Source organism: Stenotrophomonas sp. ATCM1_4 (assembly GCF_004348115.1).
GTDB lineage: Bacteria > Pseudomonadota > Gammaproteobacteria > Xanthomonadales > Xanthomonadaceae > Stenotrophomonas > Stenotrophomonas capsici.
In genome coordinates, this window is the sequence record NZ_QPFB01000001.1 from 1,629,586 (window position 1) to 1,654,281 (window position 24,696).

General features: G+C 69.5%; 17 protein-coding genes. 7 read left to right on the forward strand and 10 right to left on the reverse strand.

Annotated features, from left to right (window positions below):
- Window positions 1–16 precede the first annotated feature (16 nt).
- The 4 genes from ATCM_RS07715 to ATCM_RS07730 all read left to right on the forward strand — a co-directional run bounded on the left by ATCM_RS07715 (window position 17) and on the right by ATCM_RS07730 (window position 6,418).
- Window positions 17–2,206, forward strand: coding sequence for a formylglycine-generating enzyme family protein (locus ATCM_RS07715; protein WP_132863924.1), 2,190 nt, complete (start codon window positions 17–19; stop codon window positions 2,204–2,206).
- Window positions 2,203–4,059, forward strand: a complete 1,857-nt coding sequence (locus tag ATCM_RS07720) for a beta-L-arabinofuranosidase domain-containing protein (protein WP_132863926.1) — start codon at window positions 2,203–2,205, stop codon at window positions 4,057–4,059. Before ATCM_RS07715 ends, ATCM_RS07720 begins: the two co-directional genes overlap by 4 nt.
- Before the next feature lie 188 nt (window positions 4,060–4,247).
- Window positions 4,248–5,441, forward strand: coding sequence for a CoA transferase (locus tag ATCM_RS07725; protein ID WP_132863928.1), 1,194 nt, complete (start codon window positions 4,248–4,250; stop codon window positions 5,439–5,441).
- A 14-nt stretch (window positions 5,442–5,455) separates the two neighbouring features.
- Window positions 5,456–6,418 carry a transaldolase gene (locus ATCM_RS07730; RefSeq protein ID WP_132863930.1) on the forward strand — a complete coding sequence of 321 codons (963 nt, stop codon included), beginning with the start codon at window positions 5,456–5,458 and terminating at the stop codon, window positions 6,416–6,418.
- Between the two features lie 436 nt (window positions 6,419–6,854).
- Here ATCM_RS07730 and ATCM_RS07735 read toward each other — a convergent pair whose 3' ends face one another.
- Window positions 6,855–8,270: a coniferyl aldehyde dehydrogenase gene (locus tag ATCM_RS07735; protein WP_165931148.1), complete on the reverse strand. Its 1,416-nt coding sequence runs from the start codon at window positions 8,268–8,270 to the stop codon at window positions 6,855–6,857.
- Window positions 8,271–8,455: 185 nt separating this feature from the next.
- Here ATCM_RS07735 and ATCM_RS07740 point away from each other — a divergent pair, with 185 nt between their 5' ends.
- A complete protein-coding gene (locus tag ATCM_RS07740; protein WP_165931149.1) occupies window positions 8,456–11,239 on the forward strand; it encodes a TonB-dependent receptor in 2,784 nt (927 codons plus the stop codon).
- Window positions 11,240–11,749: 510 nt separating this feature from the next.
- Here ATCM_RS07740 and ATCM_RS07745 read toward each other — a convergent pair.
- From ATCM_RS07745 to ATCM_RS07780, 8 genes are read right to left on the reverse strand one after another with little or no spacing between them, the layout of a single operon-like run.
- A complete protein-coding gene (locus tag ATCM_RS07745) occupies window positions 11,750–14,089 on the reverse strand; it encodes a DPP IV N-terminal domain-containing protein (RefSeq protein ID WP_132863935.1) in 2,340 nt (779 codons plus the stop codon).
- Window positions 14,090–14,114: 25 nt separating this feature from the next.
- Complete coding sequence (locus ATCM_RS07750; RefSeq protein ID WP_132863936.1) at window positions 14,115–15,317, reverse strand: Xaa-Pro peptidase family protein; 1,203 nt, start codon at window positions 15,315–15,317, stop codon at window positions 14,115–14,117.
- Window positions 15,314–16,906 (reverse strand): aldehyde dehydrogenase family protein, encoded by a 1,593-nt coding sequence (locus ATCM_RS07755; RefSeq protein WP_132863938.1) that lies wholly within the window; start codon window positions 16,904–16,906, stop codon window positions 15,314–15,316. Before ATCM_RS07755 ends, ATCM_RS07750 begins: the two co-directional genes overlap by 4 nt.
- Before the next feature lies 1 nt (window position 16,907).
- Window positions 16,908–17,813, reverse strand: a complete 906-nt coding sequence (locus ATCM_RS07760; RefSeq protein ID WP_132863939.1) for a dihydrodipicolinate synthase family protein — start codon at window positions 17,811–17,813, stop codon at window positions 16,908–16,910.
- On the reverse strand, window positions 17,813–19,117 hold the full coding sequence (locus ATCM_RS07765) for an FAD/NAD(P)-binding oxidoreductase (RefSeq protein WP_132863941.1): 1,305 nt from the start codon (window positions 19,115–19,117) through the stop codon (window positions 17,813–17,815). Before ATCM_RS07765 ends, ATCM_RS07760 begins: the two co-directional genes overlap by 1 nt.
- Window positions 19,114–19,356, reverse strand: coding sequence for a (2Fe-2S)-binding protein (locus ATCM_RS07770; RefSeq protein WP_132863943.1), 243 nt, complete (start codon window positions 19,354–19,356; stop codon window positions 19,114–19,116). Before ATCM_RS07770 ends, ATCM_RS07765 begins: the two co-directional genes overlap by 4 nt.
- The gene (locus ATCM_RS07775) at window positions 19,353–20,495 is read right to left on the reverse strand and encodes an FAD-dependent oxidoreductase (protein ID WP_165931237.1); all 1,143 of its coding nucleotides are present in this window, start codon (window positions 20,493–20,495) and stop codon (window positions 19,353–19,355) included. The genes ATCM_RS07770 and ATCM_RS07775 overlap by 4 nt, the downstream gene beginning before the upstream one ends.
- Entirely contained in the window at window positions 20,468–21,412 is a 945-nt protein-coding gene (locus ATCM_RS07780; RefSeq protein ID WP_132863947.1) for a proline racemase family protein, read from the reverse strand. The genes ATCM_RS07775 and ATCM_RS07780 overlap by 28 nt, the downstream gene beginning before the upstream one ends.
- 149 nt (window positions 21,413–21,561) lie before the next feature.
- Between ATCM_RS07780 and ATCM_RS07785 the strand changes: the two genes are divergently transcribed.
- Together ATCM_RS07785 and ATCM_RS07790 are read left to right on the forward strand one after the other, a co-directional pair.
- Window positions 21,562–22,329, forward strand: coding sequence for an AraC family transcriptional regulator (locus tag ATCM_RS07785; RefSeq protein WP_132863948.1), 768 nt, complete (start codon window positions 21,562–21,564; stop codon window positions 22,327–22,329).
- A 235-nt stretch (window positions 22,330–22,564) separates the two neighbouring features.
- Entirely contained in the window at window positions 22,565–23,641 is a 1,077-nt protein-coding gene (locus ATCM_RS07790) for a helix-turn-helix transcriptional regulator (protein ID WP_132863950.1), read from the forward strand.
- Between the two features lie 13 nt (window positions 23,642–23,654).
- Here the strand turns inward: ATCM_RS07790 and bla are convergent, their stop codons facing one another.
- Window positions 23,655–24,683 (reverse strand): class A beta-lactamase, encoded by a 1,029-nt coding sequence (bla, locus tag ATCM_RS07795; RefSeq protein WP_132863951.1) that lies wholly within the window; start codon window positions 24,681–24,683, stop codon window positions 23,655–23,657.
- Window positions 24,684–24,696: the final 13 nt, after the last annotated feature.

Below are 24,696 nucleotides of genomic sequence, written 5' to 3' on the forward strand. Positions count from 1 at the left end.
TCGTTGGATGAATGCCATGACCACGCCGTACCCCACGCCTGATTACGACAACGACAGCCCCGACTACGGGCGCGAGGCGATCACCACCGAGTACAAGTTCTCGCACGTCACCACCGGCCGCTACCTGCCCACCCCGGGCAAGGCACCGGCCTGGCCGTTCGCCGACATCGGCAACTGGATGATCGATGCCAACGCCAGTGCCGGCGACTGGCTGACCGAGCTGAAGGACTGGCGGCGCGAGCACCTGGTGCGGATCGGCTACACCGACGTGAACTATCGTCGCCCCGAGCTGCAGTGGGCACAGCGCAACTTCGTGCACGCACAGATGATGGTCGAGGACCGCTACTTCTTCGACGTGGAGACCGCGCAGTACACCGTGGACAAATACCTGGACGACCTGGTCGCGCGCTTCGGCGGGCTGGACTCGGTGCTGATCTGGTACATCTACCCGAACATCGGCATCGACGACCGCAACCAGTTCGACCTGGCGCACACGCTGCCCGGCGGCCTGGAAGGGCTGACCGCTGCCGTGAAGGCCTTCCAGAAGCGCGGCGTGCGCGTGTTCCTGCCGGCCAAGCCGTGGGACCACGGTACCCGCGACCCGGGCGTGACCCACTGGGACGGCATGGCCGAGATCATCAAGGCCACCGGCGCCGATGGCATCAACGGTGACACCTTCAACGGCGTGCCGCGCGCGTTCTTCGATGCCTGCGACGCCAACGGCAACCCGGTGGTAGTGCAGCCCGAATCCACCATCAGCTCCGAAGAACAGCTGATCTGGAACGTGCAGAGCTGGGGCAAGAAGGCACCCGACGGCCCCGTGCCGCCGGTGTCCAAGTGGAAGTGGCTGGAGCCGCGCCACATGGTCAATTACGAAAACCGTTGGGGCCGCAACCGCAACCACGACCTGCAGTACTGCTTCTTCAACGGCATCGGCTACAACGCCTGGGAAAACATCTGGGGCATCTGGAACCAGTTCACCGCGCGCGATGGCGAAACCCTGCGCCGCATCGCCGCGATCTACCGCCAGTTCCCGCAGCTGGTGGTATCGCAGGACTGGGAGCCGTACCAGGTCTGCTACCAGGGCGGCATCTTCGCCAGCAAGTTCCCGGTCGATGGGCTGAGCCTGCACACCTTCATCAACCGCAACGAATACGCGGTCAACGGCGAGCAGATCGGCCTGCCGCACGTGGACGGCACCCGCTACTACGATGTGTGGCACGGCGTGGAACTGTCGCCGTCGATCCGCGATGGCGTGGCGGTGATCGAACTGCCGATGGAAGCACGTGGTTTCGGCGCGGTGCTGAGCGTGCAGCCGGGCGTGGTGCTTGAGGGCTTTGACGCCTTCATGGCCGACGCCGCCACGCGCGCCGCGCAGCCGCTCAACAGCCATTCCGGTGCATGGAAGGCGCTGGGCCAGCAGCTGCGCGAGATCCCGGCCACGCTGCCGCAGGCCAGTGCACCGGAAGGCATGGTCACCGTCCCCGCCGGTGAGTTCGTGTTCGCCGTCGGCGGCGTCGAGATCGAAGGCTTCAACTGGGCCGGACAGGACGTGCAGTTCCCGTGGGAAGACTGCCCGCGCCGCCACCATCGCAAACACATGCAGATGGCGTCCTTCCACATCGACCGCTTCCCGGTCACCAATGCGCAGTTCAAGGCGTTCATCGATGCCACCGGCTACCACCCGGCCGATGACATCAACTTCCTCGCCCATTGGGTGGACGGCGCGCCGCGCGCCGGCTGGGACAACAAGCCGGTGATCTGGGTCTCGCTGGAAGACGCGCGTGCCTATGCCGCGTGGGCCGGCAAGCGCCTGCCGCACGAATGGGAGTGGCAGTACGCCGCGCAGGGCAGCGACGGCCGCGCCTATCCGTGGGGCAACGACTGGGACGCCGCGCGCGTGCCGCGCGTCAACCGCGGCCGCCGCGTGCTGGCCCCGGCCGACGTCGACGCACACCCGCAGGGCGCCAGCCCGTTCGGCGTGCAGGACCTGGTCGGCAACGTGTGGCAATGGACCGACGAATTCGTCGACGAGCACACCCGCGCGGCGATCCTGCGTGGTGGCTCCAGCTACCAGCCGCAGACCTCGCACTGGTACTTCCCGCAGGCCTACCGCCTGGACCAGCACGGCAAGTACCTGCTGATGGCACCGGCCAAGGACCGCAGCGGCATGCTGGGCTTCCGTTGCGTGGTGGACGCGGCATGAGCGCAACCATCCACAACGGCCAGCAGCTAGTGACACCGGCGGCGGTGCAGCTCGATGGCCTGTTCGGGCAGATGCTGGCCGCCAACCGCAGCGGCCGGCTGAGCCACTTCATCGTCGACGAGGACAGCCCGTCGATCAGCATCTTCGGCCAGGCCCACAAGCAGCAGAACCAGGAAGGCGACTGGTACGGCGAGCATGCCGGCAAGTGGCTCTCGGCCACCGCCCGCGCGGTGGCGCAGGGCGGCCAACCGCAGCTGGAGGCGAACCTGCGCCGCGTCGCCGACTGGTTGATCAGCCAGCAGGATGCCGACGGCTACCTCGGCAACTATGCCGCCGACCGCCGCTTCACCGTGCCGCAGCCGCCCAAACCGGAAAGCTGGAACGGCGAGCCGGCGCTGCGCACCTGGGACATCTGGACCCACAGCTACCTGATCCTGGGCTTCCTGGAAACCTGGCGTGCATTGGGCGATGACAGCTACCTGCAGGCCGCGCGGCGCATTGCCGACCTGTGCTGGCAGGCTCTGGAATCGGGCATCGACATCACCACGCTGGGCAATCACCACGGCATGTCGGCCACGGTGCTGCTGGACCCGGCCGCCGACCTGTACCTGGTCACCGGCGAGCCGCGTTATCTGGCGCTGGCCGAGAAGATCCTGAAGCAGGCCAATGCCAACCCGCGCCTGGCCCTGCTCGACAAGGGCATCGCCGGCGAGGACGCGGCGTTCATCGCCACCGGCAAGGCCTACCAGCTGTCGTGGAACCTGGTCGGCCTGGCCAAGCTGTACAAGGCCACCGGCAAGCACGATTACCGCATCGCCATCGACAACCTGTGGCACAACATCCGCGCGCAGCACCTCACGCTGGGCGGTGGTCCGTGGGGCGGCGTGGCGCACCGCTCGCGCGAAGTGTTCAATGCCCCGCGCACGTTCTTCCCGCAGGCCTACGTGGAAACCTGCTCGGTGCTGGCCTGGATGCAGCTCAACCGCGAGCTGCTGGCCATCACCGGCCATGCGCGCTACGCCGAGGAACTGGAGCGTACCGCCTACAACGACCTGCTCGCGGCGATGGCGCCCAACGGCGAGGACTGGTGCTACTACACCTTCCCCAACGGCAAGCGCGTGCACACCACGTATTGGCGCTGCTGCAAGTCCTCCGGCGCGATGGCGGTGGAGGAACTGCCGCAGGTCGCCTATGGCGTCGCCGCCGATGGCGGCCTGCGGGTAAACCTGTACGGACCCGGCCAGGCCACGCTGTCGCAGGCCGAGGCCGGCGCGGTAACGCTGCAGCAGCACACCCGCTACCCGTTCGACGGCCAGGTCACGCTGCGCGTCTCGCCCGAGCGCAACGCGACCTTCAGCGTCGGCCTGCGCATCCCGGCCTGGGCCGAGGACGCACGCATCCAGGTCAATGGCATCACCGTGCCGGTGCAGCCCGGCGATGACGGCTTCGTGCAGATCCTGCGCGAATGGAAGGCCGGTGACCTGGTCAACCTGCGCCTGCCGATGCAGCCGCAGCTGCAGCGCGCGGCCAACATCAACGTGCAGGAATCGCGCGCACCCGACGGCTCGCCGGTGGCGCAGGAAGTGCTGCGCTGGGAGTACGTTGGCCTGACCTATGGCCCACTGGTCTACGCCACCGGGCTGATCGATGGCTTCAAGACCGACGAGACGGTGCGGTTGCCGCACGGCGACCCGTCGAAGTGGCTGCAGGTCGGTGAGGACCGGGGCGAAGGCGCCACGGTGACGATGCAGCTGGACTGCCGCGCGCCGCTGGTGTTCGAGCCCTACTACCGCTGCGGTGGCCGTGAGCACGGTGCATGGCGCCTGAGCTGGCTGTCGCTGGCGCCTTCGTGATCCACCCGCCGGTGCCGGCCACGCCAGGTGCGTTGCCGGCATCGGCAGGACGATGCGTCCCGTTCCATCACGGTGTCAGGGGCGCTCGATGGGCTGTGGAAGGTTTTTGTCCTCGCTGAAAATACCCGCACGATCTGTTTCTTCCGGTGGCACGGGAGGAAACTGCAAGCAAGGAATCGAGTAACCCCATGTCTGCAAGCCACACCCCTTCTCCCTTTGATGTCGCCACGCGCGAAGGTGCCACCGGTCCGCTCAGCGGCATCCGCGTGCTCGACCTGAGCGCCTACATCGCCGGCCCCTACGGCTGCACGCTGCTGGCCGACCAGGGCGCGGAAGTGATCAAGGTTGAACCGCCGGTGGGCGACAACCTGCGCAAGTACCCCTCCACGCTGGAAGCGGAAAGCCGGGCGTTCCTTGGCGTGAACCGCTCCAAGCGCGGCGTGGTGCTGGACCTGAAGGAACCGGACCAGCGCGCGGTGCTGATGCGGCTGGTGCGCGAGGCCGACGTGCTGGTGCACAACTTCCGCCCGAGCGTGCCGGCGCGGCTGGGCATCGACTTCGAGAGCCTGAACCGGATCAACCCGCGCCTGGTGTACTGCGCGGTCACCGGGTACGGCGAAGGTGGCCCGCTGAAGGACAAGGCCGGCTACGACCAGGTGCTGCAGACCATGACCGGCATGTGCGCGATGCAGGGCAAGCCCGGCGGCGCACCGGAGATCCTGTATGGCTCGGTGGTGGACTACTACGCCGCCGCGCTGGTCGCCGCCGGCGTGTCCTCGGCGCTGTACGAGCGCGAGCGCAGTGGTGAAGGCCAGTACGTGGGCGTGTCGCTGCTGCGCAGCGCGCTGACCATGCAATCGGCACGCATGATCTGGGCCGAGGGCGAGCCCGAGGGCGTGGGCCGCGACATGCGCTCGGGCGGCGTCACCGGCATCCATCCGACCGCGCAGGGCCACCTGTACATCTCGGCCAACACGCCGCGCTTCTGGCAGGCCTTGTGCGAGAAGACCGGCCTACCGGAACTGGCCACCGACCCGCGCTACGACAGCGTGCGCAAGCGCGCCGAGCATTCCGATGAACTGCTGGCCAAGCTGCATGCCGCGCTGGCCACGCGCAGTGCACTGGAGTGGGAAGCCCTGTTCGGCGAGGAAGTGCCGTGCGCGGCCGCGCGCAAGGTCGAGGACATGTTCGAGCACCCGCAGGTGCTGGCCGAGGAAATGATCACCACCCTGCCGCACCCGCTGCTGGGCAGCTACCGTGGCATCACCCGTCCCATCGTGTTCGGGCGCACCCCGGGCCCGCAGCCGTTTGCCGCGCCGGTGTTCGACCAGGACACCGCGGCTGTCATCGCGCGCATCGATGATGACGGCGCCACCGACTGACCTGGAGTACCCGCATGACCGCTGCATCCAAGCTCGCCCAGCTGCGTGAACTGTCCGTCGTCGTCGCCGACACCGGTGACTACGAGGCCATCAAGCGCCTGCGTCCGGTGGACTGCACCACCAACCCGACCCTGGTGAAGAAAGCCCTCGACCTGCCGGTCTATGCCGCGTTGATCGAGCGCGAGCTGCAGTGGGGCCGCGGCCAGCCCGGCGACGTGCAGGACGTGGCCAAGGCCGTGGTCGACCGCCTGACCGTGGGCGTGGGCACGATGCTGGCCGAGCTGGTGCCCGGCCGCGTCTCCACCGAAGTGGACGCCGACCAGGCGCATGACACCGCCGCCACCATCGCCAAGGCGCGCGAATTCATCGCCATGTACGAAGCGGCCGGCGTGCCGCGTAGCAAGGTGCTGATCAAGATCGCCGCCACCTGGGCCGGCGTGGAAGCGGCGCGCGTACTGCAGGCCGAAGGCATCGACTGCAACCTGACCCTGATCTTCAACCCGACCCAGGCGCTGGCCTGCTCGGAAGCCGGTGCGTTCCTGATCTCGCCGTTCGTCGGCCGCATCCTGGACTGGTACGTGGCCAACGGCCAGGCGCCGGCCAGCATCGACGAAGACCCGGGCGTGCAGTTCGTGCGCGGCGTGTACGCCGAGTTCAAGCGCCGTGGCTCGCCGACGGTGGTGATGGGTGCCTCGTTCCGCTCGACCGCGCAGATCGAAGCGCTGGCCGGCTGCGACCGCCTGACCATCTCGCCGGACCTGCTGGAGAAGCTGGACGCCGACTTCGGCGAGCTGCCGCGCAAGCTGGTGGCCGGTGCGGCCGAAGCCGTCAACGTGGCCGCCATCGATGAAGCCATGTTCGACGCCGACCTGGCCGCCGACCCGATGGCCACCGAGAAGCTGGCCACCGGCATCGACGCGTTCGCCCAGGACCTGCAGACGCTGCGCCAACGCATTGCCGACGAACTGGCGAAGTAAGCAGACCCACACGCAGCGCCAGCGAACCTCCCTTCTCCCCTGCAGGGGAGAAGGTGCCCCGAAGGTGCGGATGAGGGCGTTTTTGCCTTGCCGTAGCGTTTACATGCTTTCAAGGCGCCCTCACCCCAACCCCTCTCCCGTTCACGGGAGAGGGGCTTGAGCGGAAAGCCAGGGCACGCAATGCCCGAGAGCCTCCTTCCCCCGCCTTGCGAGAGAGGGGCTTTGGACACCACTTTTCGACACCGGCTCCCTCTCCCTTTGTGCCGGGTCATCCGTAACCGGCCGGTCCCCGGTCCGGTTACGGCTTTTCCTTTTCAGCAGCAGCGGCGGGAATGCAGCCAAGCCCCATCCGGGCACGCAATGTCGCAGGCCCTCCCTTCTCCCATGCAACGGGAGAAGGTGCCCCGAAGGGGCGGATGAGGGCGCTCGGGCAGCGTCAGCGCGAAATGAAGTCGATGAACTTCGCGACCTTGCTGTAGGGCGGCCGCAGCAGGTCACTGCCCGCACGCTTGGTCTGCCACAGCACCGGCAGACGCTTGCTCATCGCATCGAACCCGGCACGGCCGTGATACGCCCCCATGCCACTGGCACCGATGCCGCCGAATGGCAGGCCGTTGATCGCGAAGTGCAGCAGCGTGTCGTTGACGGTGACGCCGCCGGACACGGTACGGCCCAGGATCTTCTCCACCGTCGCCGCATCGTGGCTGAAGGGGTACAGCGCCAACGGCCGGTCGCGCCCGTTGATGGTGGCGATGGCGTCGTCCAGCGTGCGGTAGCCGCGAACCGGCAGGATCGGGCCGAAGATCTCCTCCTGCATCACCGTGGCGTCGTCGCCGGGCTGCAGGATCACCGTCGGCGGGAACAGGCGCTCGCGGCGCTGGCGCTCGGCATCGATCTGCGCCAGCTCGACCACCTGCAGGCCGCGCGCGCGCGCATCGCTCACGTAGCCCTTCAGGCGCGCGAACTGTGCGTCGTTGATGATGCGGCTGTAGTCGCTGGCATCGTCGAAGTTGCCATAGCGCGCGCCCACCTGTTCGCGCAGGGCCTGCACCAGGGCATCCACGCGGCCGGCGTCGACCAGCACGTAGTCCGGGGCGATGCAGGTCTGCCCGGCGTTGAACCACTTGCCCGTCGCCAGCCGCGCGGCGGCGGCCTCCAGCGGGTAATCGGTGGCCACCACCGCCGGCGACTTGCCGCCCAGCTCCAGCGTCAGCGGCGTCAGGTGCTGCGCGGCCGCGGCCATCACCTTGCGGCCCACGGTGGTGGAGCCGGTGAACACCAGGTGGTCCAGCGGCAACGCGGAGAATGCCGCCGCCACGCCCGCATCGCCCTGTACCACGCTCACGCGCTCGGGCGGGAACACCTCGGCCAGCAATGACTGCAGGAAGGCAGATGTCTGCGGCGTGTGTTCGGAAGGCTTGAGCAGCACGTGGTTGCCGGCCGCGATCGCGGTGGCCAGCGGCACCAGCGCGAGGTTGACCGGATAGTTCCACGGCGAGATCACGCCGACCACGCCCACCGGCACCGCGCGCACCTGTGCCCGCGCCGGCCAGAACCGCCAGCCCACGCCCACGCGCTCGGGTTTCATCCAGCCGCGCAGGTGCGCGAGCAGGTGGTCGATCTCGCCGGTGACGGTCATGCCATCGGCGATCACCGATTCATGCCGGGAGCGATGGCCGAAGTCGGCGGCGATGGCATCGCTCATCTGGCCGATGCGCGCCTTGAACGCGGCGCGCAGGCGCTGCAGGTCGTCACGGCGCTGGGCATGGTCCGGGCGCTTGTCCATCCACGCCTGGCGCAGCCGCGCCAGCGTCACCTGCAGGTCCTGATCCGGCGACCCCACTGCATTCATCGGCATCTCTCCCTTGGGACGGGAGGGGCCAGTGCGCGTTCCGGGCTGTGCGGAGTTCCGCATCGGTCACCGGCGTTTCGTGCTATCGGCCCTGCCCCGCCATCAACACCATGAAAAAAGGCGCATTGGGCGCCAGCGCACGGCGGCATCAGACCGCCAACCAGACACCACGCTCGGGAGGGAGTATGAGGGGTTTGCCACAACGCTGCACCATCGCCACGGCCATCGGCCTGGCATTGTTACCCGGACTGTCGCTGGCCCAGCAGGCCGCGAACGAGGCCGGGGCCAGGACCCTGGACAAGGTGGAAGTGACCGGGTCACGGATCAAGCGCACCGAGATCGAGGGGATCGATCCGGTGCAGATGATCACTGCCGAGGACCTGGAGCACCAGGGCTTCGCCAACGTCTATGACGCACTGTCCAACATCACCGCCAACACCGGTGTGTTCGTCGGCGAGGAGAACACCAACAACTTCAACGCCAACGCGCAGGCACTGAACCTGCGCGGCTTCGGCCCCGGCTACACGCTGGTGCTGCTCAATGGCCGCCGCATCCCCATGCTGCCCAAGCCGGCCGGCACGGTCAGCGGCAACGTCACCAACCTGGCGATGATCCCGACCTCGGCGGTGGACCGGGTCGAGATCCTGACCAGCGGTGCCTCGGCGATCTATGGTTCCGATGCGGTGGCCGGCGTGGTCAACGTGATCCTGAAGGACAAGGTCGAGGGCACCACGCTGTCCTACCGCCACGGTGACACCGTGCACGGCGGCGGCCGGTCCGAGCGGGTGTCGGTGACCACCGGCTTCGAGTTCGGCGACACCCAGGTGACCGCCGGCCTGGAATGGGACCGGCGCTGGCCGATCCAGGGCAACCAGCGCCGCTGGTTCGCCTCGCCAGACCGCTCGCCCGACCCGGACTACCGCGACCCCACCCAGGTCATGTCGTTCTGGGACCGCGAGAGCGGCTGGGACCTGCTGGACATCAGTGGCCGCTGCGACCCGCTCGGCTACGTGCCGGCCAAGCCCGGCAGCGCCACCGGCCCGGAGCGCTACTGCGGTGACAACGACTTCGACAGCTACACCGTGCGCAACGGCCGCAAGCGCCTGTTCGGCTTCCTCAACGCCACCCATGCACTGGGCGAGCACGAGCTGTACGCCACCGCGCTGAGCACGCGCTCGCGCGCCGATGCCGGCATGTACCGCTACGGCTACGCGGTCGACTACGAGGTGGTGGACGACATGCAGGCCGCGCAGCCCAACGCGGTGGCCTGGCGCCATGCCTATCGCACCTTCCGCAACAACGAGTTCCCGGGCAGCAACCAGAAGTTCAAGGAGAACAACGACGTCATCATCGCCGGCATCCGCGGTGCGGTGGGCCGCTTCGATTACAGCCTGAACTACAACTACGGCCGCTATCGCTACCGCGACACGGTCGAGCGCTTCAACGACAAGGCGATGATGGGCCTGCTGTTCGGCGAGGAAGGCCGCGACTGGTCGCTGCCGTGGGCCGGCAGCCGTTGGGTGCGCGTGGGCGCCGGCAGCCTGGACGCCAACCTGATGCCCAACGGCAACATCGACTTCTTCGGCCAGCTGTCGCCGGAAGTGTTCCGCGACGTCATGCACACCTCGGTGGGCGACGGGCGCTCCACCTCGCAGTCGTTCACCGCCGACCTGTCCGGCAACCTGTTCGACCTGCCGGCCGGGCCGCTGGCGTTCGCCGCGGTGGCCGAAGCCACCCGCGACAGCTACCGCTTCATCACCGACCAACCCACCGTCGATGGCGACATCTACGGCTGGAGCGGCATCCGTGGCAGCGGCAAGCGCAACCACTACGCGGTGGGCACGGAGTTCTCGGTGCCGCTGCTGGCGGCCGGCTCGGGCTTTGGCCAGTGGGATGCCAAGCTGGCCGCACGCTACGACCACTACGACGACGCCTCTGACGTCGGCGGCGCCTTCACCTGGCAGGCCGGGCTGAGCTGGCGCCCCAGCGACTGGCTGCTGCTGCGTGCCTCGCACGCGACCTCGTTCCGCGCGCCGGACATGCACGTGATGTTCGCCGAACGCAGCTCAGCCTATACCAGCGGCGTGGACTACCTGAGCTGCGTGCAGCAGGAAGGCCTGCAGCGCGGCCAGAGCTGGCAGGGCTGCGGTGACGACTATGGCACCGGCTCGATCCGCCAGTACTCCGAGGGTGACCCGGGGCTGCACGAGGAAAAGGGCAGCAGCGACACCCTCGGCATGGTCGCGCAGATCGGCCAGAACCACTCCTTCACCCTGGACTGGTACCGCATCAAGCTGGAGGAGCAGGTCGGCCTGATCGGCGCCGACGCGGTGCTGCGCTATGCCGCCGAATGCGCGCTGGGCTTCGATGCACAGGGCCTGGACGTGGACCCGAACTCGCCCAAGTGCCAGACCATGCTGGCGCGCGTGCAGCGCGGTGGCCGCAACGACAGCGTGCTGTCGGTGATCACCAGCCCGTTCAACACCGGCATGTACCAGCAGAACGGCATCGACGCGAGCTGGAGTTCCACCCTGCCCACCGACCATTGGGGCCGTTTCTCGGCACGCATCAGCTATACGCACATCCTCAAGACGCTCAGCCGCTACCTGCCCGAGGACGCCGTGGAGAACATCCGCGACCGGCAGTGGAACAGCGAGTTCCGCACCCGCTCGAACATGACCCTAGGCTGGGACTACAAGCGCTTCTCCAGCTACCTGCACTTCAACCGCCTAGGGTCCTCGCCGGTGCGCTGGGCCGACAGCTACGAGCGCTTCAGGCCGTGGATGACGGTGAACCTGTCGCTGGCCTACCGCGCCACCGAGCAGCTGTCCTTCAACCTGGCGGTGGTCAACCTGTTCGACAAGACACCGTACCGGCATGCCTCGGAGAAGTGGTGGCCGTACGCGGACATCACCAAGTACAACCCGGTGGGGACGGAGTACTTCATGACCGTGGAATACAAGCTGTAACAAGCGGTCCGCGTTTCCCTTCCGCCACCGCGGTGCGTTCTCGCCGCGGTGGTTCTTTTTTTGCACGTGGAACGCCCCAGATAGGACGCGGACATGCCTGGCTCGGCGCCGCCGCAGCACGGCCTGCACGCCGGTCTTCTGCGCCGGCGTGCAGGGACCTTCCCCGGCGGTGCAAGACGCCGACTACCGCAACGACAGCCCTTGCCCGCCTGCGCGCAAGGCCGGCTGGTACGATGCACGACGCCACCGGACCGCGTTGCGCAGCATATCGGCGGTGTTTCCCGTGAGGTGCATGGCGTGGCGTGCAGGCAACCGATCCGCGCCATCCTCCACTGCCGCGTGTGTCGGCTCGGCAGCGACCGCTGCGCGGTCGATCGCCGCGCAGCGGCGTGCACGCCGGCAAGCCTGCAATCCGGTGCTTCAATGCAGATCGCCGCCGGACTGCACCCAGTGCAGCCGGCGACGATGTGTCGGACAGGCGATCGCGACCGCGCAGTCGCGAGGGGCGCGTCAGCGCGTGCCCTGCTGGTTCCAGTCCGGCGTGGACAGCCCGCGCAGGTGGCGCACGAAGAAATCGAACTTGCGGCGCTGGATGTAGTCCACCGGCTCCTGCGAACGGCCCACGCCATGCCCGGTGCCCGGCACCGTGAGCAGGTCGAAGTCCTTGCCGGCACGGATCAGCGCATCGGCCACCTGGTAGGTCGAGGCCGGGTCCACGTTCTCGTCCTGTTCGCCCACGATCAGCAGCAGCTTGCCCTGCATCCGGTGCGCGTTGTCCACGCCCGAGGCGCGGCTGTAGCTGGCATCCACCGGCCAGCCCAGCCATTGCTCGTTCCAGCTGAGCTTGTCCATGCGGTTGTCGTAGCAGCCGTTGTAGGCCACCGCCACGGTGTAGAACTCCGGGTGGAACTGCAGCGCGTTGAGCGCGTTCTGGCCACCGGCCGATGCGCCGTAGATGCCGACGCCGCCACTGATGTCGTAGGAAGGATCACGCGCGGCCATGGCCTTGTGCCAGGCGATGCGGTCCGGGAAGCCGGCATCGCCCAGGTTCTTCCAGGCCACGTCGTGGAAGGCCTTGGAACGGTTCATGGTGCCCATGCCGTCGATCTCGACCACGATGAAGCCCAGGTCAGCCAAGGCCTGCAGGCCGATCAACCGCTCGTTGCTGGACTGCGAATCGAACGGCCAGAACTTCTTCTGCACCGAGGAATCGTGCGGGCCGGCATAGATGCTCTCGATCACCGGGTAACGCCGCGTCGGGTCATGCCGGGTGGGCCGCACCACCAGCCCGAAGATCGGCGTGCTGCCATCGCGGCCGGGCGCGGAGAAGGTTTCCGGCGCGCGGTAGCCAGCGGCGAACAGCGCGCTGGCGTCGCCGCGTTCCACGGTGTCCAGCAGGTGCCCGTCACGGGCGTCGCGCAGCTCGGTGATGTTGGGCTGGTCCAGCCGTGACCAGGTGTCCACGTAATGGTTCATGTCCGGCGACAGGCTGATCTCGTGCCAGCCATCGCCGGGCGTCATGTGCTGCAGGTTGCGGCCGTCGAAATCGACACGGTAGAAGTGCTGCAGGTAGGGGTCGCCCGGCTCGCGGCCGTTGGCGGCGAACCAGACCTGGCGGCGGGCTTCGTCGACCTTGACGATCTGCCGCACCACCCACGGGCCACGGGTCAGCTGCTGCAGCCGGCCAGTGCGGCCGTCGACCATGTACAGGTGGTTCCAGCCATCGCGCTCGGACATCCACACGATCTGCTCGCCGCGATTGCCCACGTCGTGGAACTCGGCGCGGTACCACCAGCTGTTGACGAAGGTCTTGCTGGCTTCCTCGACCACGCTGCGCGCCGCGCCGCTATGCGCGTCCACCTCGATCAGGCGCACGCGCTGGTGGCCACGCGCGGTGTAGCGGAATACCAGGGTGCGGCCGTCGGCGCGGAACTGCGGCGGGGTGATCTCGTAGGCGTTGTCGAACAGGGCGGTCGGCACGTCGATGCGACGGCCACCGGTCACCTCGAAGATCACCGGGCGATCGATGTCCACCGGGTCGCCGGGCTTGGGGTAGAGCTGGGTGCGCACCCGCGGCTGCACCTGGTCGCGCGGTGCGGTTTCCACCCGCGTCACCTGGCGTGCGAAGCCGGGCACCACGCGCAGTACCACGAAGCGCGAGGAGTCCGGCGACCAGACGATGCTCTCCGGGTCGTAGAAATCGGTGGCCGCGCCGTCGCGCGCCAACACCCGGGTCTGGCCGTCGGCGAGCTGGCGCAGCACCACGCTGCCCTCGCGCACCTGCGCCTCGTAGCGCCCGTCGGGCGAGCGCTGCGGCGTGTCGTCGGCGGGCACCGACAGGTCACGCACCACGCCCCAGCCACGCGGGCGCGGTTCCCGCTCCGGCGCGCTCCAGCGCGCGCAGCGGTAGGCATCGCCCAGCTCGCACCGCATCCAGCCGCCGTCGATCCAGGCACGCAGGGCACGGCCGTCCGCTTCCAGCGTGTAGTCGGAGAACGGCAGGCGCAGGGCCTGGACGCTGCGGCCCAGCAGCGGCGACAGCGCCGTGGCCAGCCGTGCCTGGTCGAACGCCGGCACCGCGCCGGCCTGGCCCACGCTGCGGCTGACGAACTCGAAGCCGCCCGGCGCGGTGCGCCGGTAGCGGTACTGCCGTGCATCGGTCCAGGTCGCCGGCCCGGCCAGGCCCTGGGTCAGGTACATCCACTGTTCGCGCAACTGCAGCGAGCGGTTGAACGCCGCCGCATCCGGTGCCGGCGGCGCATCGGCCCGGGCCAGCAGCGGTGCACCGGCGCAGGCCAGGCCCAACGCCAGGCTGCGGGCGTAATGGTGGATTCCCCTGGATCGAAGCATGCAGCGTGTCTCCTTGCGTATCAGGTCAGGCAAAAGGCCGGTCGATGGCCGGCGATGGCGGCGTGAACCATTGCGCGCCGTCGGCGGTGACATGGAAGTGGTCCTCCAGGCGCACGCCGAAGCGGCCCGGCACCACGATCATCGGTTCGTTGCTGCAGCACATGCCCGGTGCCAGCGGCAGGGTGTTGCCACGCACCAGGTACGGCGCCTCATGGATGGCCAGGCCGCAGCCGTGGCCGGTGCGGTGCGGCAGACCCGGCAAGCGGTAGTCCGGACCCAGCCCGGCCGCTTCGAGCACGTCGCGCGCGGCCTGGTCGACCACCTCGCACGGCACGCCGGGGCGCACCGCGTCGAAGGCGGCCTGCTGCGCGGCGCGCTCCAGTTCCCAGATGCGGCGCTGCTCGGCATCCGGCTCGCCGAAGATCCAGGTGCGGGTGATGTCCGAGTTGTAGCCCTGCACGGCGCAGCCGGTGTCGATCAGCACCAGTTCGCCGCGGCGCAGGTTCTGCACGCCGGGAATGCCGTGCGGGAAGGCGGTGGCATGCCCGAACTGCACGATGCAGAAGGTCGAGCCGCCGTCGGCGCCCAGCGCACGGTGTGCCTCGTCGATGAAACGCACCAGCGTGTCGGTGCCGATGCCCTCGTGGGCGATGCCGGCGGCCAGCTGCTGCACGAACAGCGTCATGTCGCAGGCCTGCTGCATCAGTGCCAGTTCGGCCGGCGACTTGCACATCCGGCAGCCATCGATGAGGGAGGCCGCCGACTGGATCGCATCGGCGCCCAGGTGCGCGGCCAGGCCGACCTGCACGCGGAACGGTGCCTCCGGGTCCAGCGCCAGCGTGCGCGCGCCGCGTTCGGCCATGGCCTCGGCCACCCGCGCGTACGGGTCCTGATGTTCCTCCCACAGGCGCTTGCCGGCCGGGATGCGCAGCACCGCGTCGAGCGAGCCTTCCTCGAACACCGGGCACACCAGCAGCGGCTCCCCTTCCAGGGTCAGCAGCATCGCCACCAGCCGTTCGCTGCCACCCCACGGCACGCCGCAGAACCAGCGCAGCGAGGTTCCGGCGGTGACCAGCAATGCGTCCACGCCCTGCGCCCGCATCAGCGCACGGGCCCGCTGCAGGCGTTGCGCATGCTCCTCGGCGCTGATGGCCGGTGCGCGCTGTGGCCACGGTGCCAGGCGTGTGCGTGCCTGTTCCAGGGTGAGGTGTCCGATCTGTGCATTCATGGCTGTGCTCCGATGTCATCGGTGGTCCAACGCCGGTCGATCCAGCGCGGCAATCCACCCGGGTTGCGGTCGCGCAGCTCCGGCGGGAGCAGCGCATCGGGCACATTGTCGTATGCCTGCAGCGCACTGAAGCGCAGGATCGCGGCCGGCAGGCCGACGGCGGTGAATCCCGGCTGCGTCGAGGCCGGGTATGGCCCGCCATGTTGCTGCGCCGGGCTGACCGCCACGCCGGTGGGCATGCGGTCGCAGATCAGCCGCCCCACGCGCGGCCGCAGCACGCCGGCCACGGCCTGCCACGCGGCATCGTCGCTGCCGTCGCCGGCGCGGTACAGCGTGCCGGTGAGCTGGCCCTCGAGCGTGGCCGCCACCGCCTGCATCTGGGCGACATCGCTGACCCGCAGCAGCAGGCTGCTCGGGCCGAACGCCTCGCCCTGGAACCGCGCGGGCGCGGCGAGGAACGCCTCGGCATCCACCTCGAACAGGGTCGGGGCATGGGTGATGCCCACGCTGCCCGGCGTACCGCCACACAGCAGGCGCGCACCGGCCTGGCGCAACGCTCCGATCGCGTGCTGCAGCGTGGCCAGCACCGCCGGCGACAGCAGCAGCTGCGGCGCGGTGTCGGCGAAACGGCCGGCCACCGCCGCGACGAACGCATCGCCAACGGCACCGCGCGGCACCAGTACCAGCCCCGGGTTGGTGCAGAACTGGCCACTGCCGAGCAGGCACGACGCGCTGAACGCCTCGGCCAGCGCTTCCCCGCGTTCGGCCAGCGCACCGGGCAGCAGGAACACCGGGTTCAAGCTGGACAGCTCGCCGAAGAACGGGATGCCCGCGGCATCGGCCGCCTGCTTCAAAGCCAACCCGGCGCCGCGGCTGCCGGTGAAGGCGATCGCGCCCAAACGCGTATCGCCGGCCAGCGCCCGCCCCAGTGGCGCGGGCATGTCGTACAGCAGCTGCACCGTGCCGGCGGGCAGGCCGGCCGCGTCCGCGGCGCGTTGCGCGTGTTCGGCCAGGCGCTGGCTGGTGCCCGGGTGCGCCGGGTGCGCCTTGGCGATCACCGGGTTGCGTGCGGCGATGGCGGCGGCGAAGTCGCCACCGGACACCGCGTTGAACGCGAACGGGAAATTGTTGGGGCCGAACACCAGGACCGGCTTGCCCAATGGCGCGTGGCACGAACGCAGGCCGGCGCCGGTGTCGATCACCGGCCGGGTCCAGCTGGCGCTGCGTGCGGCGCTGGCGGCCTGGCGCAACTGGTTGCAGGTGCGCGGCAGTTCATTGCCGCGCAGGCGGGTGGCGGCCGGCAACCCGGTCTCGGCATGCGCCAGCGCCACCAGCGCTTCGGCATCGGCTTCCAATGCATCGGCGTAGCCTTCCAGGAACGCGGCGATGCGTTCCGGGGCGAGCGCCGCCAACATCGGCGCGGCGGCGCTTGCCGCCGCCAGCGCCTGTTCCACCTCGGCCGCACCGCTTCGCGGGAACGCATCCCCGATGGCCTGCGCGGTGGACGGGTCCACCGCGCGGAAGCTGTCCGTGCCTTCCGCTGCCGGACGCCAGTGGCCGGCAATCAACAACGGCGCGACCGTGGCCATCTCAGCGCTTCCCGCGGGTGGCGATGGCGTGGTCGATCAGCTGCAGCGCCTGCGCGCGCTCACCGCCTTCCACCACCAGCCGCGGCGCGCGCACGCGCTCGCTGCCCAGGCCCACGCGCTCCTGCATCAGCTTGATCAGCTGCACGAACTTGGGAACGGTGTCCATGCGCAGCAGCGGCAACGACCACTCGTACAACTCGCGGGCCGCCGCGTAACCACCGCGCCGTGCCTGCTCGAACAACTGCACCGCTTCTTCCGGGAACGCGTTGACGGTACCGGCGATCCAGCCTTCGGCGCCCATCGCGATGCCTTCCACGATCAGGTCGTCCACGCCGACCAGCAGCACCAGGCGATCACCGAGCAGGGCCTTGATCGCGGCCAGGCGGCGGATGTCGCCGGAGGACTCCTTGATCGCCTGCACGTGCGGGAACTCGGCGGCGAACGCGGCCACCTGTTCCGGGCTGAAGTCGGTCTTGTAGGCGATCGGGTTGTTGTACAGCAGCACCGGCAGATCGGTGGAGGCGATGACTGCGCGGATGTACGCATCCATCTCGTGGCGGTCGCTGGAGTACACGTACGGCGGCAGCACCATCAGGCCACCGGCGCCGGCCTGCTTCACCGCCGCGGCCAGCGCGATGCCTTCCTGCGTCGACAGCGCGGCGATGCCGGCCACGATCGGCACGCGGGCACCCACCGCATCGACCAGGGTGCGCACGATGGCCACCTTTTCCTCGAAGCTCAGGGTGGCGCTTTCGCCCAGCGAGCCCAGCGGCACCAGGCCGCTGCAGCCGGCATCGACCAGGCGGCGTGCGTGCTCGGCCAGGAAGGCATGGTCCACCGTCCCGTTGACGGTGAAGGGAGTGGTGATGGCCGGCAGTACGCCGCGCCAGAAGTCTGCATTGCTCATCAAGGCTTACCTGGTTCGTATGGGTCGAAGGATGCATCTGCCAATGCAGCCAGGCTGACCGGGGTCATTGGCGGCCGCACGGCCGTGGGGGAGGTGGAAGGGGAGGTCAATCGCAGTTCGCGCAGCGCGGCGCCGCAGATGCGGCCCTGGCAGGCACCCATGCCGCAACGGGTGACCAGCCGCAGCTGGCGCGGGTCCGGGTGCGCGTGCACGTCGGCCATCGGCACGTCTTCGCAGCGGCAGACCAGGGTGTCGGGGTCGGCCAGCGTGCGGGCCTGTTCGCCGGGCTGGAAGCTCCGTGCCAGCAGCGCGGCATAGGCACGCTCATGTTCGCGCCGGTGGCGCAGTGCCTCGCCGCCGCGCACGTCGCCCAGGGCGAAGCACGCCGCCATCGCGCCTTCGATGCGGGCACAGTCGCGGCCGCCGATGCCGAGGCTTTCGCCGGCCACGTGGATGTCGGGATGGCTGCTGCGCAGTTGCAGGTCCACGCGCACCACCGGGTGCGTGCAGGAGGTGTCCAGTTCACAGCCCAGCAGCCGCGCCAGCTCCACGTTCGGCACCAGGCCCCAGCCGACCGCCAGCAGGTCGCAGGCCACGCGCGTGCGCGGGCCACCGGCAGTGACGATGTCCACGCCCTGCAGGCGCTGGTCGCCATGCGCGGCCACGACCGTGCTTTGCCGGTGCCATGGCACCGGCGCCAGGCCGGCGCGCAGTGCCACCGCCTGCGCCAGCTTGCCCGGCCAACGCCACAGCTGGCGGGCGAAGCCGTGCAGCTGCGCGGTGCTGGCCTGTTCATGGATGCCGACCAGCGTCGCGCCATGGCGCTTGAGCGTAGCGGCGGCCGCCAGCAGCAGTGGGCCGGTACCGGCCACCACCACCCGCTTGCCGGCCACTGGCAGGCCCTGCTTGGCCAGCGCCTGCAGGCCACCGGCGCCGGTGACGCCGGGCAAGGTCCAGCCCGGGAAGGGCAGCAGCAGCTCGCGTGCGCCCGTGGCGATCACCAGCTTGCGCCAGTGCAGCGCCACTGCGCCGTGCGCATGGACGGCGAGCAGCCGGTGCGGGTCGGCCAGGGTCACTTCGTGCCCGGCCAGCAGCGCGATGCCCGCGGCCTCCAGGCCTTCGATCTGCGCCCGCGCCATCGCCGGCACGCCGAAGCGCAGGTCGTGCCGCCATACCTGGCCGCCGGCGCGCGGCTGTGCATCGACCAACCCCACCCGCGCACCACGGCGGGCACCGGCATGGGCCGCGGCCAGGCCCGCAGGGCCGGCCCCGACCACCAGCAGGTCGTAATGATGCTGTTTCATCGCTGTGTCTCCACCCGCATGCCCGGGCGTGCCACCACCATGCAGGCGCGCAGCTGCTCGATCGCATCGATGCGGACCCGGCATTCGAAGCACAGGCCCATGCCGCACAGCGGCGCGCGCGGCTCGCCGCCGGGCGAACGCCGGAAGCTGCTGCGCACCTGCGCGATGGCGGCGGCGACGGTGGCGCCCTCCTCCACTTCCACGCGCAGGCCGTCCACACTCAGTACGACGCGGCTCATGCCACCTCCTGCTGCAGCCGATCCGGCCGATAGGGGTCCAGCGCAAGCGCCGGACTGCGACCGAGGAAGGCATCGACCAGCAGCCGCGCACTGCCCGGTGCGGCGGTGATGCCCAACCCTTCATGGCCGGCCGCCACCCATACCCGGTGACGGCCCGGCACCGCGCCCAGGTACGGCAAGCCGTCCGGCGTGGCCGGGCGGAAACCGCACCAGCTGCGCAGCGCACGCAACTCCTGCAGCACCGGGACGAAGTCGAACGCGCGGCGCAGCATGCGTTGCAGCAGCGCCATCGAGATACCGTTGTCCGCGGCGTCGTATTCGCGCGAGGACCCGATCAGCAGTTGGCCGTTCGGCCGCGGCTGCACGTTGAACGACACGCTGGCGGCATCGGCCCCATGCGCGGCGGCGGCATAGCCCATCTCGATCAGCTGGTGGCGCAGCAACGGCCGGTGCCGGTCGGTGATGACCAACTGCCCCTTGCGCGCGCGCATCGGCAGTTCCGGCAGCAACTCCGGCAATGCGCTGCCGGTGGCCACCAGCACCGGCCCACGCAGCACACGGCCATCGGCCAGCAGCACGCCGTCCTCGACCAGCTGCGTGGCACGGGCGCCGGCAAACAACTGCATGCCCTGCCGGCAGGCATCTTCGATCAGCCGCCAGGCCACCCGCGGCGGGTAGACCACCGCGTCGCCCGGTACGTGCATGCCACCGCACAGGCCCGCGGCAAGCTGCGGTTCGCGCTGGTACAGCCCCGCCGCATCCACCGCCACGGCCTGCACGCCGACCGCCGCCAACGCATCCACGCGGGCGGCCACGGTATCCAGTTCGTCGCCGTTGCGTGCCACCCACAGGGTGCCGCAGCGTTGGTATTCGGCCTGTGGCCAATCGGCCCAACGCTGCCACAGGCGCAGCGAATAGCTGCACAGCGCCAGCTCATGCGCATCGCCATCCATCGCCACCAGGTGGCCCATCGCGGCCGCGCTCGCGCCGCCGCCCACCGCGCCGCATTCCACCACCGCCACGCGCAGGCCGGCGGCCACCGCGGCTTCGGCGCAGGCGGCGCCGACGATGCCGGCGCCGATGATGATCAGCTCGAACGTACCGCCTGCACTCACGGCCGCGGACCGCCAATGCCCCAGGCGAACGGGTCGGCCGGGTCGATCCGCACGGTGGCACGCGCGGTGATCCACGCCTGGCCGATGATGCGCGGCAGAATGCCGCGCGTACCGGGCTGGTAGGACGCTTCGAACGCGGTACCCAGCACGCCCTGCTGCGTCCAGTGCTCACCCGCGCCGAGCTTGCCGTCGGCGGCCAGGCAGGCCAGTTTGGCGCTGGTGCCGGTGCCACACGGCGAACGGTCGTAGGCCAGCCCCGGGCACAACACGAAATTGCGCATCTGCCCGCTGCCGTCCGGTGCGGTGGCGTTGACTTCGATGTGGTCGATCTCGCCGTCCTGGCCGCGGATGCCGGCCTGTTCCAGCGCCACGCGGATGGCCTCGGTATAGGCGGTGAGCGTGCGCTGGTTGGCCAGCTCCACCGTGCACGGCGCCTGCGCGGTGATGAAGAACCAGTTGCCGCCCCAGGCGACGTCGCCGCGCACCGGGCCATGCCCGGCCACCTCGACCACGACATCGGCCTGGTACCGCCAGCTCTCGACGTTGTCGACCGCGACCCGGCCATCGGCGAACAGTTCCACGCACACCGTGCCCACCGGCGTCTCGATGCGATGCCGGCCCGCGCCGATGCGGCCCAGCTCGGCCAGCGTGCGGACCACGCCGATGGTGCCGTGGCCACACATGCCCAGGTAGCCGACGTTGTTGAAGAAGATCACCCCGGTGCACGCGGCCGGATCCTGCGCCGGCAGCAGCAGTGCGCCGACCATCGTGTCCGAGCCACGCGGCTCGCACGCCAGCGCCGCGCGCCAATGGTCGAACTGCCCGGCAAAACGCTCGCGGCGCTGCTGCAGGCTGCCTTGGCCAAGATCGGGAAATCCGCCAAGCACGACCCGGGTGGGCTCGCCTGCGGTATGCGAATCGATGATGTCTATCCGGTGCATGCGGCCATGCTCCCATTCGCCGCGCAGGCCCGAATAGCAGGCGATTGGGCGTGCTCATGCGGAATTCGGCACAGCCACCTGAACACGCGCAAACGCCTTCCGGCATGCGCTAGGATCGGCCGCACGCCACCCTGAAGGCCGCCACCGTGATGACGACGCCCCTGGATGCACGCCACTCCTCAAGCGATGTGCAGGACCTGTTCGATGCACTTCCCGACACCGTGTTCTTCATCAAGGACCGGCAGGGGCGCTATACGCACTGCAACCTCACCTTGGTGCAGCGGCTGGGCAGGAAGAAGCGTGGCGAAGTGATCGGGCGCTCGCCGCTGGAGGTGTTCCCCGCGCCGCTGGGCAACCGTTACCTGTTGCAGGACCAGCAGGTCCTCGGCGGCGACCCGATCGCCGACCGCCTGGAAGTGCACCTGTACCCGAACCGGCGCCCGGGCTGGTGCCTCACCCTGAAACGGCCGATGTACACCGATGGCGCCATCACCGGGTTGATGGGCGTCTCGCGCGACCTCGGCCGCCCCAACAGCCGCCACTCGGCGTTCGCCCAGCTCGACAAGGTGGTGGCGCACATGCAGCTGCATTTCGAGACCAACCTGCGCACGCCGCAGCTGGCCGAACGCGCGGGCATGTCGCTGGCGCAGCTGGAGCGCCACTTCCGCCACGTGTTCCAGCTCACCCCGCAGCAGTACATGATCAAGCTGCGCATCGAGATGGCGATGCGGCTGCTGCGCGGGGAGGGCAGCATCGCCGGCATCGGCCAGCGTTGCGGCTTCAGTGACCAGAGCGCCTTCGCGCGGCAGTTCAAGGCCACCGTCGGCATGACGCCCAGCGAGTATCGGGCACTGGACGAACGCTTCGGCATGACCGAACCGGCACCGGACAGCCGCATGGCCGAGCTCACCGACTGAGGCGCACCCACCGGCCCGGCAGCTGCACGCACGAGCGCATCGCGCTGCCGCACCCTGCCATCCCCGCCCTCAGCGTCGCCACGCCCGCCCGGGCGAGGCTTGCCTGCCCGCGCGACGGGGTGCTAGAAGGGTCCATGCCGGCCCCTGTCCGGGCCGGGCATCTGGCGCGGCACGACGTACGGGGATCACAGCGGTCACGGCCGCTGCGTTTTATGGCTCGGGGACATGCAACACCATGGTCGGACGTGAACATGACATCGCGGTGAATCCCGATGCCTGCCCGGTACAAGCCAAGCAGGACATGCTCCGGGCGCTGGACATGCATGCCCTGTGGCGCGCCTGCGTGGACCTGGTCAGCCAACGCCTGCCCTGCCATTCGTGCACGCTGATGTACGACATCACCTGCGGCTACCAGCCGCAGCGCAGCCTGCACTTCCTCGGCGAGACGCCTTCCGGCCTGCCACCGCCCCTGCGCAGCCTGGACGTGGCCGCGCCCTACCTGCAGCAGCATCCGCGCATCCATTGGTACACGCTGTCGCAGATCGCCTCCGGCGACGCACAGGCGCGGCAACGACTGCGCGCGCAGAACCCGGCGCCGGGCTGGCACGAGTTCATCCACATGGCGTTCTGGGGCGAGGACGGCCTGGAAGCGGTGCTGAGCATCCGCATGCGCGAAGGCCACGAACAGATCACCGACGGCCACCAGCAGTTCCTGGACGAGCTGCACCCGCTGATGTCCGCCGGACTGCAGCGCCTGCGCTCACTGCGCGACGAACGCCGCAGCGTCTACCAGGCACTGCTCGACCGGCAGAGCCTGCCGGAGCTGATCCTCGACCACGAGCTGCACCCGATCAGCCTGTCCCCCGCGGCGCAGCGGCTGTGCGCCGACTGGCTGGAACCGGACCGGTCCGGGCTGCCGGTTGTCATCGCCGCGGAACTGCGCCGCTGGCTCGGCCACCCCGGCGCAGTCGCCCCCGGCAGCAGCACGACGGTCAGCCACCCGCGATGTCCGGGCAAGGCGCTGCACATCCGCCTGGAAGCACAGCTGCCGGCCCATCCACTGCAACCGCTGTACCTGCTGTGCCTGGCCACGGCCGCGCCGGCGGGCAGCCAGCGGCCGGTATGGTCCAAGCTCTCGCCTACCGAACAACGCGTGGCCGAGCTGGTCGTCGATGGCCTGCGCAACGACGAGATCGCCCATCACCTGAGCCGCTCGCGCAAGACCATCGAAAGCCAGATCAGCGCGATCTACCGCAAGCTCGACGTCGGCCACCGCGCCCAGCTGGTGCGCCTGCTGAGCACCGCCTGCTGAGCACCACGCGCGCTCAGGGCACGAACAGGAAGTAGTCATGCGCCGCCCGCGCCAGCTGGGCGATGGCCGCGTCGCGCTCCTGGCTGCTGGCGCGCGACTGCACGAACACGCTGATCACCGCATGGCCGCGTCCGCCCGGCAGGGTGATCACGCCGACATCGTTGATCACGTCGCCCACCGTGCCGGTCTTGTGCGCCACCGGCGTGTCGCGCGGCAGCATGCCGGGCAGGCGCGCGGTGCCGGTGCGGGTATCGCGCATGATCGCCTGCAGCACGTCCAGGCTGGCCGGGCTCAGCACCTGCCCCTTCCATGTCTTTTCCAGCAGCAACGTCATCGCGCGCGCGGTACTGGTGTCGCGCGGGTCGGCGTTCCAGGCGTTGGTGTGGCTGCGCCGCTGCTCCTCGCTGCGCTCGCCGCGCGAGAGTTCGGCGTAGGCGGCCGGGCCCATCGGCTGGGCCTGCGAGGCAGCGTTGCCACGGTAGTTGGCCAGCAGCTCCCAGATGTAGCGGTCCACGCGCAGGCCGTCGATGCCCAGCGCGCGCATGCGTGCGTCCACCGCGGCAGTGCCGCCGCCGAGCCGGATCAGGATGTCGGTGGCGTTGTTGTCGCTGACGGTGATCATCATGTGCAGCAGGTCGCGCACGGTGATCGCCGAACCGGCGCTCAGGTGCAGGTCCATCGGCCCGCCCATCTCCGGATAGATGTCATCGGCCTTCAACGTGACCTGCTGCTGCAGCGACAGCGTGCCTTCATCGACCAGCGCGAGGATATGTACCGCCACCGGCACCTTCATCGTGCTGGCCATCGGGAACGGCCGATCACCGTTGATGTAGACGCTGCGCCCGCTTTCCAGGTGCACGATGGCCGCACCCAGCTCGCCCCCGGGCAGCAGGCTGGCCAGGCGTTGCGCCTCGGCCTGCAGCGGCGCCGCCGGTGCGCTGCGCGCCAGCAGCGTGCCGGGCAGCCACAGGCTGGCCAGCAACGCGGCGGCCAGCAGCGGACGGCGCGGATGCAGGCGGCGAGGAGAAGCGGAACGGGTCATGTTCAAGGGGGTT